The sequence below is a fragment of the Mycolicibacterium stellerae genome (genome assembly GCF_003719305.1).
Lineage (GTDB): Bacteria > Actinomycetota > Actinomycetes > Mycobacteriales > Mycobacteriaceae > Mycobacterium > Mycobacterium stellerae.
Genome location: NZ_RARC01000047.1, coordinates 18529 through 35288, shown reverse-complemented (window position 1 = coordinate 35288; position 16760 = coordinate 18529). Strand labels below are relative to the sequence as shown.

8 protein-coding genes, 1 tRNA gene and 2 pseudogenes are annotated in these 16760 nt (G+C 65.5%); 9 read left to right on the top strand and 2 right to left on the bottom strand.

The annotated features are described in order from the left end of the window. Positions 1–266 (top strand): annotated as a pseudogene (locus tag D6M19_RS32485) (pyridoxal 5'-phosphate synthase lyase subunit PdxS); the annotation flags it as partial. Between the two features lie 50 nt (positions 267–316). Here the strand turns inward: D6M19_RS32485 and D6M19_RS32480 are convergent. Further along, a tRNA-Arg gene (locus D6M19_RS32480) sits at positions 317–389 on the bottom strand. A gap of 355 nt (positions 390–744) precedes the next feature. On the opposite strand from D6M19_RS32480, the gene D6M19_RS32475 reads away from it, so the two are divergent. From D6M19_RS32475 to D6M19_RS32455, 5 genes are read left to right on the top strand one after another with little or no spacing between them, the layout of a single operon-like run. Next, positions 745–2229 carry a wax ester/triacylglycerol synthase family O-acyltransferase gene (locus tag D6M19_RS32475; RefSeq protein WP_123029407.1) on the top strand — a complete coding sequence of 495 codons (1485 nt, stop codon included), beginning with the start codon at positions 745–747 and terminating at the stop codon, positions 2227–2229. Continuing rightward, positions 2226–3941 carry an HAD-IB family hydrolase/lysophospholipid acyltransferase family protein gene (locus D6M19_RS32470; protein ID WP_123029406.1) on the top strand — a complete coding sequence of 572 codons (1716 nt, stop codon included), beginning with the start codon at positions 2226–2228 and terminating at the stop codon, positions 3939–3941. The genes D6M19_RS32475 and D6M19_RS32470 overlap by 4 nt, the downstream gene beginning before the upstream one ends. A 14-nt stretch (positions 3942–3955) precedes the next feature. Continuing rightward, positions 3956–6280 (top strand): glycerol-3-phosphate 1-O-acyltransferase, encoded by a 2325-nt coding sequence (locus D6M19_RS32465; protein WP_123029411.1) that lies wholly within the window; start codon positions 3956–3958, stop codon positions 6278–6280. Positions 6281–6309: 29 nt separating this feature from the next. Further along, a complete protein-coding gene (locus D6M19_RS32460; RefSeq protein WP_123029405.1) occupies positions 6310–8307 on the top strand; it encodes a bifunctional copper resistance protein CopD/cytochrome c oxidase assembly protein in 1998 nt (665 codons plus the stop codon). A 2-nt stretch (positions 8308–8309) separates the two neighbouring features. Further along, positions 8310–9044, top strand: a complete 735-nt coding sequence (locus D6M19_RS32455) for a class I SAM-dependent DNA methyltransferase (protein WP_234835153.1) — start codon at positions 8310–8312, stop codon at positions 9042–9044. Here D6M19_RS32455 and D6M19_RS32450 read toward each other — a convergent pair. Beyond that, positions 9041–9424: pseudogene (locus tag D6M19_RS32450) on the bottom strand (allophanate hydrolase-related protein); the annotation flags it as partial. The gene D6M19_RS32455 and the pseudogene D6M19_RS32450 sit on opposite strands and share 4 nt — an antisense overlap. A gap of 161 nt (positions 9425–9585) precedes the next feature. Here D6M19_RS32450 and D6M19_RS32445 point away from each other — a divergent pair. The 3 genes from D6M19_RS32445 to D6M19_RS32435 all read left to right on the top strand — a co-directional run bounded on the left by D6M19_RS32445 (position 9586) and on the right by D6M19_RS32435 (position 16730). Beyond that, positions 9586–10062 (top strand): single-stranded DNA-binding protein, encoded by a 477-nt coding sequence (locus tag D6M19_RS32445; protein WP_123029404.1) that lies wholly within the window; start codon positions 9586–9588, stop codon positions 10060–10062. A 95-nt stretch (positions 10063–10157) separates the two neighbouring features. Continuing rightward, a complete protein-coding gene (gene ettA, locus D6M19_RS32440) occupies positions 10158–11831 on the top strand; it encodes an energy-dependent translational throttle protein EttA (protein WP_123029403.1) in 1674 nt (557 codons plus the stop codon). 54 nt (positions 11832–11885) lie between these two features. After that, positions 11886–16730 (top strand): NAD-glutamate dehydrogenase, encoded by a 4845-nt coding sequence (locus D6M19_RS32435; RefSeq protein ID WP_123029402.1) that lies wholly within the window; start codon positions 11886–11888, stop codon positions 16728–16730. Positions 16731–16760: the final 30 nt, after the last annotated feature.

Here is a 16760-nt window from a genome sequence, read left to right as displayed (position 1 = left end):
TGACGATGTTCACTGCCGGTGGCATCGCTACCCCGGCTGATGCGGCGATGATGATGCAGCTGGGTGCTGAGGGGGTGTTCGTGGGTTCGGGGATCTTCAAGTCTGGTGATCCGGCGTCGCGGGCTGCCGCGATCGTCAAGGCCACCACTTTCTATGACGATCCTGACGTGCTGGCCAAGGTGTCGCGCGGGTTGGGGGAGGCCATGGTGGGCATCAACGTCGAAGACATCGCCGCCCCGCACCGGCTCGCTCTGCGGGGATGGTGACAAAAGGACCGAACCAACGGTCAAGAATCAGCCGAAACACAGTCACGCAGCGCCCCCGGCAGGACTCGAACCTGCGGCCAACCGCTTAGAAGGCGGTTGCTCTATCCACTGAGCTACGGGGGCAGCGCACTCACTTTAACCGAGCTCACAGACCGATAGACGCGTCGTCATCAGCCGTGAATCGCTGTCGATCTTGTCGCGTATGCGGCTGGCGTATTCCATTGTCCTGAGACAGGCGACCGCTTCCTCACCGGGCCCGCGGAACACGGCACATAACGCGAGTTGAAGCCTGCAGTTCTTCGCCAACCGCCGCGAACGTGTATCTGGGGACCCCGCACGAGTCGCTTTCGACCGTTGCGGCGACCGCCTCTAGATAGCCCCGAAAGGCACGTCACTGCGAGTTATGGCGGACTAGCGTGGGTAGGTGAATGTGGGAGCTTATCGGAGGAGCAGCAACAATGGCAGGGTGGCCGCAGCCATGAGCGACGCACTGGTACCGGGTGCGGCCGGACCTCCCGAGGAACTCAGTCCCGTCGACCTGATACTGCATCGCGGCGAAGCCAACCCGCGCACGCGGTCGGGGATCATGACGCTCGAGATTCTCGACACCGCCCCCGAGTGGGATCGCTTCCGGACGCGGTTTGAGAACGCGTCGCGGAAGGTGTTGCGGCTGCGACAGAAGGTGGTGATGCCCACGCTGCCGACTGCGCCGGCGCGATGGGTCGTCGACCCGGATTTCAACCTCGACTTCCATGTGCGTCGGCTCCGGGTCTCCGAACCCGGCACCCTGCGCGAGGTGATGGATCTTGCCGAGGTCGCCCTGCAGTCACCGCTCGACATCTCGCGCCCCCTGTGGACGGCCACCCTCGTCGAGGGACTGGCAGGCGGCAGGGCCGCCATGATGGTGCATCTGAGCCACGCCGTCACCGATGGTGTCGGCGGCGTCGAGATGTTCGCCAACATCTACGATCTCGAGCGCGACCCGCCTTCGCAAGGCGCTCCACCGCTGCCCATACCGCAAGACCTGTCGCCGAATGACCTTATGCGGCAAGGGTTCAACCGGCTCCCCGGGGCGATAGCAAGCGGGGTTCGTGAAGCGATATACGGTGCTGCGCAGGCGGTCGGTCAGGTGATACGCGACCCGGTCTCGTCGGTCGGCAGCGCCGTGGACTACGCAATGTCGAGCGCAAGGGTGATGGGACCGGCCGCCGAGCCGTCGCCGGTGCTGCGACGGCGAAGCCTCTCGTCGCGTAGCGATGCGATCGACATTGTGTTCGGTGACCTGCACAGGGCCGCGAAGGCAGCCGAAGGCTCGATCAACGACGCCTACCTGGCCGGACTGTGCGGCGCACTGAGGCTTTACCACGAACACATGGGCGTGCCGATCGACACATTGCCGATGGCGATTCCGGTCAACATGCGATCCGACAACGATCCCGCAGGCGGTAACCGGTTCGCCGGGGTGAACCTCGCCGCGCCCATCGGCATCGTCGACCCCGAGAAGCGGATCAAGAGCATTCGCTCGCAGATGACGCGCAAGCGAGACGAGCGGGCCGTGAACATGATGGGCGTCATCGCGCCTGTGCTCAGCCTGTTGCCGGACACGGTGCTCGAGTCGATGGCCGGTTCGGTGGTCAACTCCGATGTGCAGGCGAGCAACGTGCCGGTCTATGCCGGGGACACGTTCATCGCGGGCGCGAAGATCCTCCGGCAGTACGGACTTGGTCCGCTGCCCGGGGTGGCGATGATGGTTGTGTTGGTGTCGCGGGCCGGCTATGTCACTGTCACCGCACGCTACGACCGGGCGGCGGTGACGGACGGCAACTTCTTCGCCACGTGCCTGCAAAAGGGATTCGACGAAGTGCTCGCCCTCGGCGGCGAAGGGCGTGCCATCCCTGCGTCATTCAGCCCCGATGCCGACACGACGAGCCCTCCATCACTGAACGGGAAAAGCGCCCTATGACATCGGCAGACGACCAGACGACACGACGCGCCAATCGGCGACCCATGCGGTTACCCGGCTCGGTCGCCGAGATCCAGGCCAGCCCGGCGGGTCCCAAGGTCGGCGCGTTCTTCGACCTGGACGGCACCCTGGTCGCCGGCTTCACCGGCGTCATCATGACCCGGGATCGGTTGCGGCGCGGTCAGATGGGCGTGGGCGAGTTCATCGGCATGGTGCAGGCCGGCCTCAACCACCAGCTGGGCCGGTCGGAGTTCGAGGACCTCATCGGCAAGGGCGCCCGCATGTTGCGTGGCAGCTCCCTCGGCGACATCGACGAACTCGCCGAGCGGCTTTTCATGCAGAAGATCATCGGACGCATCTACCCGGAGATGCGCGATCTGGTTCGCGCTCACATGGAGCGCGGCCACACCGTGGTGCTCAGCTCATCGGCGCTGACCGTTCAGGTGGAACCGGTGGCGCGCTTCCTCGGAATCAAGAACGTACTGAGCAACATGTTCGAGACCGACGACGACGGACTGATCACCGGTGAGGTGAAGACGCCGATCATCTGGGGTCCTGGCAAGGCCAGGGCGGTGCAGGCCTTCGCCGCTGAAAACGGCGTCGATCTGTCCAAGAGCTACTTCTATGCCGACGGCGACGAGGACGTCGCGCTGATGTATCTGGTCGGCAACCCGCGGCCCACGAATCCGGCGGGCAAGCTGGCCGCCGTTGCGGCCAAACGGGGTTGGCCCGTGCTGCGCTTCAGCAGTCGCAGCGGGAGCAACCCGGTATCCCAGCTGCGTACCGTTGCAGGCGTGGCCTCGTTGGTGCCCATCGCCGCAGGCGCAGTCGGCCTCGGCTTGCTGACGCGCAACAGGCGCACCGGCGTCAACTTCTTCACCTCGGCGTTCGGCCGGTCGCTGCTGACCGCCACCGGCGTGAACATCAACCTGCTTGGCAAGGAGAACCTGACCAAAGAGCGGCCCGCGGTGTTCATTTTCAACCACCGCAACCAGGTCGATCCCGTCATCGCGGGCAGGCTCGTCGACACCAACTTCACCTCGGTCGGCAAGAAGGAACTCGAGAACGACCCGATCGTCGGCACGCTCGGCAAGGTGATGGACGCGGCGTTCATCGACCGGGACAATCCGAAGGCCGCGATCGAGGGGCTGAAGAAAGTCGAGGAGAACGCGAAGAAAGGACTCTCCATCTTGATCGCCCCGGAGGGTACCCGCCTCGACACGACGGAAGTCGGGCCGTTCAAGAAAGGTCCGTTCCGCATCGCAATGTCAGCCGGAATTCCTATCGTGCCCATTGTCATTCGCAATGCGGAAGTCATCTCGTCCCGCGACTCCACGACGTTCAACCCAGGCACCGTTGACGTGGTTGTCTATCCGCCGATATCCACCGACGACTGGACCGTGGATAACCTGACGGACAGGATCGCCGAGGTACGCCAGCTCTACTTGGACACGCTGAAAGACTGGCCGCACGACTCGGTTCCGAAGATCGGGCCGTACGTGCGAACCAGGAACACGGCCAAGAAGGCTGCGCCAGCGAAGAAGTCGGCACCTGCCAAGGCGACAGCCGCCAAGAAGACCAGCAAGGCAACGGCGAAGAAGGCAACGGCCAACAAGGCGGCGGCCAAGAAGACCACAGGTAAGACAGCTAAGAAGGCGGCCGCAAAGAAGGCACCAGCCAAGAAGGCGGCCGCGAAGAAGGGACGGCCGTGACCGCCGCCGACCCGATGGCGTCTTTTTCCACCACCGACGATGCGTTGGTGCTGGCATCGGTGTCGTCGCCCGCTGAGCGAGAGTTGTTGAGCGACTGGCTGCAACAGCAAAAGCGTGAACATCCCGAAGCCAACGTCGCGGTACTGGAGCTTCCCGATGGAGAGCCGCCGCCGGGCGTGCTGGCGCGGCTCGTCGAGGAACTCGAAGCCGACGAAGACCGCAGTGTGGTTCCCGTACGGGTCTTTTGGATGCCCCGCGGTCTGCCCACGCGTTCCAAGGTGGTCGCATTGATCTCGGGGCGCGACACGTATCGGCCGCCCGAGATCCTTCAGAAACGCTTCCTCAAACGGGACCCGTCACGTGCGCGTGTGGTGGCGGGGGAGCCCGCGAAGGTTTCCGAGCTGCGTCAACAGTGGAGCGACAACACTGCCGCTGAAAATCCCCGCGACTTAGCCCATTTCGTCATCCGCCGCGCGAGCCTTGCCATCGAACGTGTAGAGCTGCGGCTGCTCGGGCCCGAGTACAAGTCACCCCAGCTGGTGAAGCCGGAGATGCTGGCATCGTCTCGGTTCAGGGAAGGCCTGGAGAAGATTCCCGGCGCGACGCTCGAAAAAGCGGGCGAGATGATCGACGAATTGGGCACCGGGTGGAGCCGGTTCTCCGTCGACCTCATCCCGTCAATGGGCCGGGCGATCTTCAGCCGCGGATTCGACCCGAACATCGACTACGACCGCGCCGAAATCGAGAACATGCGGCACGCGTTGGAGACCCATCCCGCTGTACTGCTGTTCTCCCACCGGTCCTACCTCGACGGTGCGATCGTGCCGGTCGCGATGCAGGAAAACCGGCTGCCGCCCGTACACACCTTCGCGGGCATCAACCTGTCGTTCGGGTTCATGGGGCCGCTGATGCGCCGCTCAGGCGTCATCTTCATCCGGCGCAAGCTCGACGACCCGCTGTACAAGTACGTGCTGCGCCAGTTCATCGGCTACATCGTCGAAAAGCGGTTCAACCTGAGTTGGTCGATCGAGGGCACCCGGTCGCGAACCGGAAAGATGTTGCCGCCCAAGCTCGGTCTGATGAGCTACGTCGCCGATGCCTACCTCGAGGGCCGCAGCGGGGACATCCTCCTTCAACCGGTGTCGATCAGCTTCGACCAACTGCACGAGACAGCCGAGTACGCGGCGTACGCCCGTGGCGGCGAGAAGACCCCCGAGGGGGTGTCGTGGCTGTACAACTTCATCAAGGCCCAAGGCGAACGCAATTACGGCAAGATCTACGTCCGATTCCCCCAGGCCGTGTCGATGCGGGAATACCTCGGCCAACCGGGTGGACCGATCGCAAACGACGAGGCCGCGAAACGCCTTGCCATGCAGAAGATGGCGATCGAGGTGTCCTGGCGGATCCTTCGCGCGACACCGGTCAACGCGACGGGTCTGGTCGCGGCGTTGCTGCTGACCACCCGCGGTACCGCGCTGACACTGGACCAACTGCACCACACGCTGCAGGACTCGCTGGATTACCTGGAGCGCAAGCAGACTCCGGTCACCAACAGCGTGCTGCGGCTGCGAACGGCCGACGGTGTTCGGTCCGCCCTTGATGCGCTGTCCAACGGTCATCCGGTCACGCGGGTCGACGGTGGGCGCGAGCCGGTCTGGCGGATCGCGCCCGAGCAGGAGCACGAGGCGGCGTTCTACCGCAATACGATCATCGACGCGTTCCTCGAGACGGCAATCGTCGAACTGGCGCTGGCCTACGCGGCGCGCGCCGACGGAGATCGCTTGGAGGCGTTCTGGACTCAGGCGACGCGGTTGCGCGACCTGTTGAAGTTCGACTTCTACTTCGCGGACTCCACGGCGTTCCGTGAGCACCTCGCAGAGGAGATGGAGTGGCACGACGACTGGGAGGCACATGTCGCCGCCGGCGGTGAGGAAATCGACGCGATGCTGCGGGCCAAGCGGCCGTTGATCGCGCAGGCTGTGCTGCGGCCCTATTTCGAGGCCTACGAGATCGTCGCCGACGTGCTGTGCGACGCCCCTGCCGAGATCGACGAGAAGGAACTGACGAAGAAGGCGATCGGCGTCGGCAACCAGTACGTCGCGCAGGACCGAGTGCGCACCACCGAGGCGGTCTCAGCGCTGCTGTTCGCGACGGCGCGTCAGGTGGTCGCCGACCAGCACCTGCTGGAACCCGCGGCGGATCTGGTCGAGCGCCGGACCGCCTTCCGCGACGAACTCCGCAATGTGCTGCGCGACATGGACAGGGTCGAGCGGATCTCCCGCGCACAGTTCTACGCCCGCGAGATGAACCGACGCGCTCTGCGCGACGCGTCTGAATAGCCCACAGGGCGTGGCCATACGCTGTTTACATGGCCACCACCCAGAACGTGCGCACCGGCGCCGTATGGCCGGTGTTGCTCGGGGTGGCCGTGCTGGCAGGCGCGACTGCCGCGGGCCTCGGCGCCATGACGCTGGCCGACGCGCTGACCGCGACGGGCTTGCCCGATCCGGGGCCGGTCACCACCTACGGCCTGCCGTTCGTGCGGGCCGCAGGCGAGATCGCTGCCGTCGTAGCGGTGGGGTCGTTCATGTTCGCCGCGTTCATGGTGCCTCCCCAGCAGAACGGGGTGCTCGACGCCGACGGATACCGGGCGCTGCGGGTCGGCACCGCCGCGGCGGCGATATGGACGGTGTGCGCGGCGCTGCTGGTGCCGTTGACCGTCTCCGATGTCACGGGCCAGCCGCTGACCTCGCGGCTTAGCCCGTCGGACATCTGGTCGGTGGCCAGCCTGGTCGAAACGGCGGGAGCGTGGCGATGGACCGCCGTCCTTGCGGCGATCGTCACGGTCGCGAGCATTCCGGTGTTGCGCTGGTCGCCGACGCCGCTGCTGTTCGCGGGGTCGCTGGTGACGCTGCTCCCGCTTGCGCTGACGGGGCACTCGTCGTCGGGCGGCTCGCACGACCTGGCCACAAACAGCCTGCTCATCCATTTGATCGCCGCAGCGCTGTGGGCAGGCGGCCTGCTGGCGCTCCTCGTGCACGTGTTGCGTCGCGGCGGACACGCCGAACTGGCCGCGCGCCGATTCTCCGCCGTCGCGCTTTGGTGCTTTGTCGCGATGGCGCTCAGCGGCGTTGTCAACGCCTTGGTGCGGATTCGTCCCGGGGAACTCTTCGACGGCGGCTACGGCCTGCTCGTCGTCGCCAAGGCCGTCGCGCTGTGCACGCTGGGTTTCATCGGCTGGCGTCAGCGGCGCAGCGGTGTCGCCGCATTGCAATCCGACCCGGAGGCTCGCGGCCCCTTGATCCGGCTGGCGATCACCGAGGCCGTGGTCTTCGGCCTCACCTTCGGCATCGCGGTCGCGTTGAGCAGGACCCCGCCACCGCCGCCACCGGTGTTCAACCCGTCCATTCCCGCCATCGAGATCGGCTACGACTTCGCCGGGCCGCCGACGGTGGCGCGCGTGCTGTTCGACTGGCGCTTCGATCTCATCTTCGGGACCGCGGCCATCGTGATGGCGCTGGTCTACATCGCCGGGGTGATACGACTGCGTCGGCGCGGCGACGCATGGCCGACGGGTCGGATCGTGGCGTGGCTGCTTGGCTGCCTTGTGCTGCTGTTCGCGACGTCCTCGGGTCTCGGCCGGTACATGGCCGCGATGTTCAGCATGCACATGGCCGCGCACATGCTGCTGTCGATGTTGACGCCGATCCTGCTCGTGCTGGGTGCGCCGGTGACGCTGGCGCTGCGCGCGCTGCCGACCGCGGCGAAGGGTGAACCGCCGGGCCCGCGCGAATGGCTTCTTGCTGCGCTGCATTCACGCGTATCGCGGTTCTTCACCAACCCGATCGTCGCGACGGTGATTTTCGTCGCGGGCTTCTATGGCCTGTACTTCGGCGGGATCTTCGACGCCGCGGTCGGCATCCATGCGGCACACCTCGCGATGAACCTGCACTTCCTGCTCAGCGGATACCTCTTCTACTGGGTCGTCATCGGCATCGACCCAACACCACGCCCGATACCGCCGCTTGGCAAGGTCGGCATGGTGTTCGCGTCGCTGCCGCTGCACGCGTTCTTCGGCGTCGTGCTGATGAGCACCAACAGCGTGCTGGGCGAGAGCTTCTACAAATCGCTGCAGCTGTACTGGCACACCGACCTGCTCGGCGACCAGAAGCTGGGCGGTGGAATCGCTTGGTCGGCAGGCGAAATCCCGCTCGTCGTGGTGATGATCGCCTTGCTGGTGCAGTGGACCCGCAGCGACCGCCGCACCGCCAAGAGGCTCGACCGGGCGGCCGACCGCGACGACGACGCAGACCTTGCCGCCTACAACAGGATGCTCGCCGAACTCGCCAAGCGGGAGACGCGCTAGTCGTGGCCGACGACGGGTTCTTCGGTGAGGAGGTGGCCGCCACCTACGACGCTGCGACGTCGGGCATGCACGACCAGAGCGTCATCGACACCGTCGTCGATGTTCTGGCCGGGCTTGCCGGTGACGGCAGAACGCTGGAATTCGGTGTCGGGACGGGCCGTATCGCGCTTCCGCTGGCTCGACGCGGCGTCGAGGTGCACGGCATCGACCTGTCGAACGCGATGGTCAGCCGACTGCGTGACAAGCCGGGCGGGGCGGCGATCGACGTGACGATCGGGGACTTCGCCGACGTGCGTGTCCCCGGCCAGTTCTCGCTGACCTACCTGGTTTTCAACACGATCAACAATCTGACGACCCAAGACGCCCAGCTGGCCTGCTTCGTCAACGCCGCCGCGCATCTGGAGCCGGGTGGCAGCTTCGTCATCGAGGTTGGCGTCCCCGCGCTGCGACTGCTGCCGCCGGGGCAACGCGCCGTCCCGTTCGATGTCGGCGAGAAGTTCTGGGCCTATGACCTTTACGACTGCGCAACGCAGTCGATGAGCTCCAACTACGTCGATGACGACGACGGCTCGGCGGTGCTTCGGTCCATTCCGTTCCGCTATGTGTGGCCTGCCGAGTTGGACCTGATGGCGCGTATCGCCGGAATGACGCTTGTGGATCGGTGGCAGGACTGGGACGGCACGCCGTTCACCCACGAGAGCACCCGGCACGTCTCGGTGTGGCGAAAGTCGGCCTAGACCGCTCCCGCGGCGATCGCGGCTGGCCAACTCCCGAACGAGCTGATGTCTGGACCGGTCGCCGCCGCACCGTCGCAGCTGAAGCCGGTTCGCCATGTGCCGTCGTCGAATTCGACCTTGCCGAGCTGCATCGGCGCGGGCAGCGCATCGAGAAACAGGCCGAGTGCGGCAGGGGAGAGCAACCACCGGTGGCCCATCAGCGAGGCACCTTCGCCGCCGCCGGGCACACGCGTGATCGCCGGCTTGGGCGGCACCGTCGCAAGCACCGACATCCGGTAGCGCGGCGCCGTGAAGATTTCGCCCGCCCAGCGGGCGCCGAGGTCCGTGAGTTGGTGAGACAGCGGTCCGCCGCGTAGGTGCGCTCCGAACACCACCAGTTCGAGGTCGTCCGCCATGGTTGTCCAACCTACGGCCACCATCCACAGTCCGCGATTCGTCCACAGCCCGTGCCCGACGGTGGCGGGCGACACGGCGATGCGTCGGCGCCGCCCTGCTCAATAGCGATGTAGGGCGAGAACCAAATCAATCGAAAGGACGAGCAATGTTCGAGACACCCTTCACCGTGGTCGGCACCATCATCACGGATCCGATCCTGCGCCGGGTCGGCGATCAGGAGGTTTACAAATTCCGCGTGGCCAGCAATTCGCGCCGCCGCACCGCCGACGGCAACTGGGAGCCGGGCAACTCCTTGTACGTGTCGGTCAACTGCTGGGGCAAGCGCCTCGTGAAGGGCGTCGGAGGCTCCCTCAAGAAGGGTGACCCGGTCATCGTTGTCGGGGATGTGCACACCAATGAGTACGACGACCGTGACGGCGTGCGACGTTCATCGCTGGAAATGCGGGCCGCCGCGGTGGGACCGGATCTGGCGCGAAGCGTCGCGACCATCGACCGTCCGAAGGCCGACAATGTGACCAGCGCCGACGCGGCCGACACCAAGGACGATGCGTCAGGCCGCGATGCCGAGACGACCGGGGCGGACGCGAGCAACGGCGAGAAGGTTCTCCCGATGTCGGCGTAAGCAGGTTCGGCCGCTGACGCGCGGTCAGGACGGCCAGTGTCAACGCCTACGATGGTCCGCGAGCAATACCGAGACCAGAGAGGCACTACAACGGCATGGCCGATTTCATCTACACGATGCGGAAGGTCCGCAAGGCGCACGGCGACAAGGTCATCCTTGACGACGTCACCCTGAATTTCCTGCCCGGCGCAAAGATCGGCGTTGTCGGTCCGAACGGGGCGGGAAAGTCGAGCGTCCTGCGGATCATGGCCGGCCTTGACCAGCCCAACAACGGCGATGCCTACCTGCAGCCGGGCGCGACGGTCGGCATCCTCATGCAGGAGCCCCAGCTCGACGAGGACAAGACCGTCCGCGAGAACGTCGAAGCCGGTGTGGCGATCAAGGCCAAACTCAACCGGTACAACGAGGTCGCCGAGCTGATGGCCACCGACTATACCGACGAGCTGATGGAGGAGATGGGCCAGCTGCAGGAGGAGCTCGACGCGGCCGACGCCTGGGATATCGACTCGCAGCTGGAGCAGGCGATGGACGCGCTGCGCTGCCCGCCGCCCGACGAGCCGGTGACCCACCTGTCCGGTGGCGAGCGACGCCGGGTGGCACTGTGCAGGCTGCTGCTGTCGAAGCCCGACCTGCTGCTGCTCGACGAGCCAACCAACCACCTCGACGCCGAGAGCGTGCAGTGGCTCGAGCAGCACCTCGCCGAGTACAAGGGCGCCATCCTGGCCGTCACCCACGACCGGTACTTCCTTGACAACGTCGCGGAGTGGATCCTCGAGCTCGACCGTGGCCGCGCCTACCCGTACGAGGGCAACTACTCGACGTACCTGGAGAAGAAGGCCGACCGCGTCGCCATCCAGGGCCGCAAGGACGCGAAGTTGGCGAAACGGCTGCAGGAGGAACTCGCCTGGGTGCGGTCCGGCGCCAAGGCGCGGCAGGCAAAGAACAAGGCGCGCCTCGGGCGCTACGAAGAGATGGCCGCCGAGGCGGAGAAGACGCGCAAGCTCGACTTCGAGGAGATCCAGATTCCGGTCGGTCCGCGGCTGGGCAGCGTTGTCGTCGAGGTCGATCATCTCGACAAGGGCTACGACGGCAGGCAGCTGATCAAGGACCTCTCCTTCACGCTGCCGCGCAACGGCATCGTCGGCGTCATCGGCCCCAACGGCGTCGGCAAGACCACCCTGTTCAAGACGATCGTCGGCCTGGAACAACCCGACAGCGGCACCGTCAAGGTCGGCGAGACCGTCAAGCTCAGCTACGTCGACCAGAGCCGCGGCGGAATCGACCCGAAGAAGACGGTGTGGGAGGTCGTCTCCGACAAGCTCGACTACATCGAGGTCGGGCAGACCGAGATCCCGTCGCGCGCCTACGTGTCTGCCTTTGGGTTCAAAGGGCCCGATCAGCAGAAGCCGGCCGGCGTGCTGTCCGGCGGTGAGCGCAACCGACTCAACCTGGCGCTGACCCTCAAGGTCGGTGGAAACCTCATCCTGCTCGACGAACCCACCAACGACCTCGACATCGAGACGTTGAGCTCGCTGGAGAACGCACTCGTGAATTTCCCCGGCTGTGCGGTCGTCATCAGCCACGATCGCTGGTTCCTGGACCGCACGTGCACACACATCCTCGCCTGGGAGGGCGACGATGACAACGAGGCCAAATGGTTCTGGTTCGAGGGCAACTTCGGTGCCTATGAAGAAAACAAAGTGGAACGACTCGGTATCGATGCGGCCCGTCCTCACAGGGTCACCCACCGCCGCCTCACACGCGACTAATGTCGCCTCTGCGTGCCAACGACGGTGCGCAGCGGTCAGTCAGGAGCGAGTCGCATGACGGTCAATCCGAGGGCGGGGGCGATCGAGGGGCCGACTGAAAAAGCGAGTCTGCCGGCCAGCCTGGACAAACTCGCCAGGGCCTACATCGCGACCTATCACGGGCCGCACGGCGATGCGCCCATCAGCGACGCGGCCACCGGCCCGGTCGATATGGGCGCCGCGGGCAAGTTGATGTCGCCGAACCTGCTTTCGGCGCACTACAACCTGGGTAGGCGGCGGCGGGTCGGGGAAACGCTCGTCGCGGTCTACCCGTCAGACGACCCCGGCGGATTCGGCCCGTCGATACAGATCGTCACCGACTACGCGACGCTGTTGATGGACTCGGTCACCGTGCTGCTGCACCGGCTCGGAGTGGCCTACAAGGCGATCATGAATCCGATCCTGCGGGTGCGGCGCAGCCCGACCGGTGAGCTGCTGGACATCCAGCCCTCTTCGGAGGCCGACAACTCCCGGGAAGCCGTCGACGAGGCGTGGATCCACATCCAGCTGTCCAGCTCCGTCGACCCCAAGGCGGTCGAGGAGGCCAAGCGTTCGCTGCCGGGCGTACTCGCGGATGCCCGTCAGGTTGCCCTGGACTCGCGGGCATTGTCAGGGACGCTGCTCGGCCTTGCCAACGAGCTCGACACCGACCCGGAGGGACGCTTCCCTGGCGCAGACCGCAAGGACGTGGCGGAGCTGCTGCGATGGCTCGCCGACGGGCATTTCGTCCTGCTCGGCTATCAAAGGTGCCCGGTTCAGGGCGGGCAGTCGTCGGTCGACTCGTCGAGCCGCCTCGGCGTCCTCCGCTTCAGGGATGAGGTCCTGCCGCAACTCACCGACAGCGACGATCTGCTGGTGCTCGCGCAGGCGACCATCCCCAGCTTCCTGCGTTACGGCGCATACCCCTACATCGTCGTCGTCCGCGAACACCCCGGCCATCAGGCCATCGAGCACCGCTTCGTCGGGTTGTTCACGGTCGCCGCCATGAACGCCAATGTGATGGAGATTCCGCTGATTTCGCGGCGGGTCAGCGAAGCGGTCGCGATGGCGCAGCGTGATCCGAGCCATCCTCCGCAACTGTTGCTCGACATCATCCAGACCATTCCCCGGTCGGAGCTTTTCGCGCTCAGCTCTCGCGAACTGTTGGACATGGCGATGGCCGTCGTCGATTTGGGCTCGCGCCGGCGCACGTTGCTGTTCCTGCGCGCCGATCAGCTCGCCCACTTCGTGTCCTGCCTGGTCTACCTGCCACGCGACCGGTACACCACCGCGGTGCGCCTGGAAATGCAGGACATCCTCGTCCGCGAGCTCGGCGGCGAAAGCATCGAATACACCGCGCGTGTCAGCGAATCACCTTGGGCAGTAGTGCATTTCACTGTCCGTCTGCCCGAGGGATCTCGACCGGGCAGTGTGGATGTCTCGCTCCGCAACGAGACGCGCATCCAGGATCTGCTCACCGAGGCGACGCGAACCTGGGGCGACCGACTGCTCGGTGCGGTCAAGACCGGGTCGATCGATCAGGTCAAGGCCGAGCACTACTCGATGGCGTTCCCGGAGGTCTACAAGCAGGCTGTCGCCCCCGGGGACGCAATCAACGACATCGCGATCATCGAAGAGCTGCAGGATAATTCCGTCAAGCTGGTGTTCTCCGAGGACGGCAGGGACGGCTCGGCGCAGCTCATCTGGTACCTCGGCGGGCGATCGGCGTCACTGAGCCAATTGCTGCCGATGCTGCAGTCGATGGGCGTGATCGTGCTCGAAGAGCGGCCGTTCACCGTGACGCGCCCCGACGGGCTCCCGGTGTGGATCTACCAGTTCAAGATCTCGGTGTTCAGCGATATTCCCGATGAACCGGAGGGGCCCGAACGGGACGCCACCGCGGTGCGGTTCGCCGACGCGGTGACCGCGATTTGGCATGGTCGCACCGAGATCGACCGGTTCAACGAGCTGGTTCTGCGCGCACGCCTGACGTGGCAGCAGGTCGTGATTCTGCGGACCTACGCGAAGTACTTGCGGCAGGCCGGTTTTCCGTACAGCCAGACCCACATCGAGGGCGTGCTCAACGGGAACCCTGGCACCGCCCGGTCGCTGGTCGAGCTGTTCGAAGCGATGTTCGACCCGGCAGCCGATCCCGACAGGAAGGCCGCGCAGGCCGCCGCCGCATCGGTGGCCGCCGATATCGACGCGCTGACCAGCTTGGACACCGACCGCGTGCTGCGTGGCTTCGCGTCGATGATCCAGGCCACGCTGCGCACCAACTACTTTGTCAGCAGAGCAGATTCGGCTCGCGCGCAGAACGTGCTGTCGGTCAAGCTGAACTCGCAGTTGATTGACGAACTTCCACTGCCGCGGCCGAAGTTCGAGATCTTCGTCTACTCGCCGCGCGTCGAGGGTGTGCACCTGCGGTTCGGCTTCGTCGCCCGCGGCGGCCTGCGCTGGTCGGATCGCAAGGAGGATTTCCGCACCGAGATCCTCGGCCTGGTCAAGGCGCAGGCCGTGAAGAACGCCGTCATCGTCCCGGTTGGCGCCAAGGGCGGATTCGTCGTCAAGCAACCCCCGCCGCCCTCCGGCGACGCGGCCGCCGACCGCGACGCACAGCGCGCCGAGGGTATCGCCTGCTACAAGCTGTTCATCTCGGGGTTGCTCGACCTGACCGACAACGTCGACCAGACCACCGGAAACGTCGTCACCCCAACCGAGGTCGTGCGCCGCGACAGTGACGACGCCTACCTCGTGGTGGCCGCGGACAAGGGCACGGCGACTTTCTCCGACATCGCCAACGAGGTCGCGAAGTCCTACGGCTTCTGGCTCGGCGACGCCTTCGCATCCGGCGGTTCGGTCGGTTATGACCACAAGGCGATGGGCATCACCGCCAAGGGTGCTTGGGAGAGCGTCAAGCGGCACTTCCTCGAAATGGGCGTTGACACCCAGTCCGAGGACTTCACCGTCGTCGGAATCGGTGACATGAGCGGGGACGTGTTCGGCAACGGAATGCTGCTGTCCCAACACATCCGGCTGGTGGCCGCGTTCAACCATATGCACGTGTTCCTCGACCCGAACCCCGACGCCGCGACATCGTGGGAGGAACGCAAGCGCATGTTCGAGCTGCCGCGCTCGACGTGGGACGACTACGACAAGTCGCTGATCAGCGAGGGCGGCGGCATCTACAGCCGCGAGCAGAAGTCGATCCCGATCAGCCCGCAGGTCCGCGCCGCACTCGGCATCGAGGACGACGTCGAGGAGTTACCGCCGCCGGAGCTGCTGCGCAGGATCCTGAAGGCGCCGGTGGACCTGCTGTTCAACGGCGGTATCGGCACTTACATCAAGGCCGAAACCGAGTCCGATGCCGATGTCGGCGACCGCGCCAACGACATGATCCGGGTGAACGGAAACCAGGTGCGCGCCAAGGTGATCGGCGAGGGCGGCAACCTCGGCGTCACATCGCTTGGCCGTGTCGAATTCGACCTCGCCGGTGGCCGGATCAACACCGATGCGCTCGACAATTCCGCTGGCGTTGACTGCTCCGACCATGAGGTCAACATCAAGATCCTGATCGATGCGCTGGTCAGCAACGGCAAGGTGAAGCCGGAAGACCGGACGAACCTCCTGCTGTCGATGACCGACGAGGTCGGCGACCTGGTGCTCATCGACAACAAGGACCAGAACGACCTGATGGGCACCAGCAGAGCCAATGCGGCCAGCCTGCTGCCGGTGCACGCTCGCCAGATCAAGGATCTCGAGTCCGAGCGCGGGCTGAACCGCGAACTCGAGGCACTCCCGTCGGAGAAGGAGATACGGCGGCGTACCGAGGCCGGAATCGGGCTCACCTCACCGGAACTCGCGACGCTGATGGCACACGTCAAGCTGAACCTCAAGGACCAGGTGTTGGCCAGCGATCTTCCGGACCAAGAGGTTTTCGCGGCCCGGCTGCCGAGCTACTTCCCGACCCGGCTGCGGGACGAATTCGGGGCGGAGATCCGTTCGCACCAACTGCGTCGGGAAATCATCACCACGATGCTCGTCAACGATCTCGTCGACACCGCGGGCATCTCGTATGTGTACCGGGTGATGGACGATGTCGGCGTTGGACCTGTGGACGCGGTGCGGTCGTACGTCGCCACCGACGCGATCTTCCGCATCGACGAGGTGTGGCGCGCCATCCGTGATGCCAATGTGGCGGTGAACGTGTCTGACCGGTTGACACTGGATCTTCGCAGGCAGATCGATCGCGCCGGACGCTGGCTGCTCAACTACCGGCCGCAGCCGCTGGCGGTCGGGGCTGAAATCAATCGGTTCGCCAAGAAGGTGGCCGAGCTGACCCCGCGCATGCGGGAGTGGCTCCGCGGCGACGACCGCGCGATCGTCGAGAAGGAAGTCGGCCAATTCTCCGCACACGGCGCGTCGGAAGACCTGGCGTACAAGGTCGCGTCGGGCCTGTACCAATACAGCCTGCTCGACATCATCGACATCGCCGACATCGTCGACCGCGAGCCCGCGGAAGTGGCCGACACGTACTTCGCGCTGATGGACTACCTCAACTCGGACGCACTGCTGACCGCGGTATCCGGGCTTCCACGCGACGACCGCTGGCATTCGTTGGCCCGGTTGGCGATTCGCGACGATATCTACGGCTCGCTTCGCTCGCTGTGCTTCGATGTGCTCGCCGTCGGCGAGGTGGAGGAGAGCGGTGAGGAGAAAATCGCCGAGTGGGAGCTGATCAACGGCTCTCGTGTGCAGCGTGCGCGCCGCACTTTGGACGAGATTTACCAGTCCGATGAGCGTGACCTCGCGACATTGTCGGTCGCCGCGCGTCAGATCCGCAGCATGACACGAACGAGCGGAACGGGGACCACTGGGTGACGGGATTCGTAGCGCCGGTGCAGGTGCGCT

What these genes read in the sequence shown, in the direction of transcription:
- D6M19_RS32445 (WP_123029404.1), top strand. Translation starts at nt 9,586, where the DNA reads ATGTTCGAGACACCCTTCACCGTGGTCGGCACCATCATCACGGATCCG.
- D6M19_RS32435 (WP_123029402.1), top strand. Translation starts at nt 11,886, where the DNA reads ATGACGGTCAATCCGAGGGCGGGGGCGATCGAGGGGCCGACTGAAAAA.
- D6M19_RS32465 (WP_123029411.1), top strand. Translation starts at nt 3,956, where the DNA reads ATGGCGTCTTTTTCCACCACCGACGATGCGTTGGTGCTGGCATCGGTG.
- ettA (WP_123029403.1), top strand. Translation starts at nt 10,158, where the DNA reads ATGGCCGATTTCATCTACACGATGCGGAAGGTCCGCAAGGCGCACGGC.
- D6M19_RS32460 (WP_123029405.1), top strand. Translation starts at nt 6,310, where the DNA reads ATGGCCACCACCCAGAACGTGCGCACCGGCGCCGTATGGCCGGTGTTG.
- D6M19_RS32475 (WP_123029407.1), top strand. Translation starts at nt 745, where the DNA reads ATGAGCGACGCACTGGTACCGGGTGCGGCCGGACCTCCCGAGGAACTC.
- D6M19_RS32470 (WP_123029406.1), top strand. Translation starts at nt 2,226, where the DNA reads ATGACATCGGCAGACGACCAGACGACACGACGCGCCAATCGGCGACCC.